Origin of the sequence: Ligilactobacillus salitolerans (genome assembly GCF_003864415.1) — a bacterium.
Lineage (GTDB): Bacteria > Bacillota > Bacilli > Lactobacillales > Lactobacillaceae > Ligilactobacillus > Ligilactobacillus salitolerans.
This window is the reverse complement of record NZ_BFFP01000028.1, coordinates 1-1,103: the sequence shown is the minus strand read 5'-3', so window position 1 is coordinate 1,103 and position 1,103 is coordinate 1. Positions and strand designations below refer to the sequence as shown.

The following is a 1,103-nucleotide window of genomic DNA, read 5'->3' as shown; positions in this document are numbered from 1 at the left end:
CCCAGTTGATAGGGAAAAACCATCTAAAAATTCTCTTCAAATTCCGATAACTAAATTGGCAGAAAATAAGCAGTCGTTTGTAATATTTCCAACAGGTTCTCGCTATTCTGACAAATTAAAATCAGGTTACTTATTAGTTGCTAAAGATAGTGGAAAGCCTATAGTTCCGGCTAAATTTGAATATAAAAAATGGGGACATTCAGAACTAATTATAGGTGAACCTTATCATGTTTCGAAAACTACGAAATTAAATAAAAAAGCAAGAGAAATATATAATAGTAACCTTGAGGCCAAATTTGCAACTCTGTAAATGTAAAAAATGTATAGATTATCGTCTTTTTTGCTAAATGATGATGTGCTGACGAGAATATTGCAGACGAAGAACGCATCGGAGTTTGGCTTCTAGATCATGCTAAAGATGGAGTACCAAGAACCAGAAAGAAATAACTTTGGAATTGAAGATTGAAATGCAGCCCCGAGTGATCGGGGCTATTTTTATACAAAAAACAGGCCGCCAAAATTATTTCTAGCGGACTGTTTGGACAACATTTGGACAACAAGCTAAATGTTTCTTACTATTATATATGGCTTTTAAATTTAAAAAGCATTGTTATCTAGCTTTATATGGTTTCTAATTGCTTTTAAGCTCTCCTGCAGCCGGCATGATATAACTCGTTTGTTTACTAATGATTTTTGAAAGTCTGTCGTTTAATTTCGGCAGGCTTTTTTGCTGTCAAAAAACGGGACTACGTCAAATAGTGTTGATGGTCTCTGAAACTCTATCTTTTAGATAGGGTTTCTTTTTTTCTCAATTGTTAAGTCAGTGTCTTTCTTTTCCTCTTTGTCAGGAAAGGCTGTGCCGAGGGAGGCAAGCCTTTCCTGACAAAGAGTTATTTTTTTGATTTTTTATGCTCGGATCAATTTGATACGAATGAAGAAGTGACGCAAATTTCTAAAGCCGTAACAGCTGCGTTTCAGCTCTTTGATTTTTCGGTTAACCCCCTCTATTCCGCCGTTTGAACACTCAGAAATACAGGCATTTTGAATCCCCAGGTAATTCTTGGTTATTGTTCTCACGGCTGTATCCATTTCTGTATGGGTCG

General features: G+C 35.9%; 1 protein-coding gene and 1 pseudogene. One reads left to right on the top strand and one right to left on the bottom strand.

Features of this window, described 5'->3' with window-relative positions; all coding sequences use genetic code 11:
- Positions 1-310: pseudogene (locus LFYK43_RS08230) on the top strand (lysophospholipid acyltransferase family protein); the annotation flags it as partial.
- A gap of 596 nt (positions 311-906) precedes the next feature.
- On the opposite strand, the gene LFYK43_RS08225 reads toward LFYK43_RS08230, so the two are convergent.
- A partial coding sequence (locus LFYK43_RS08225) for a transposase (RefSeq protein ID WP_148095614.1) occupies positions 907-1,103 on the bottom strand: 197 nt, incomplete at its 5' end.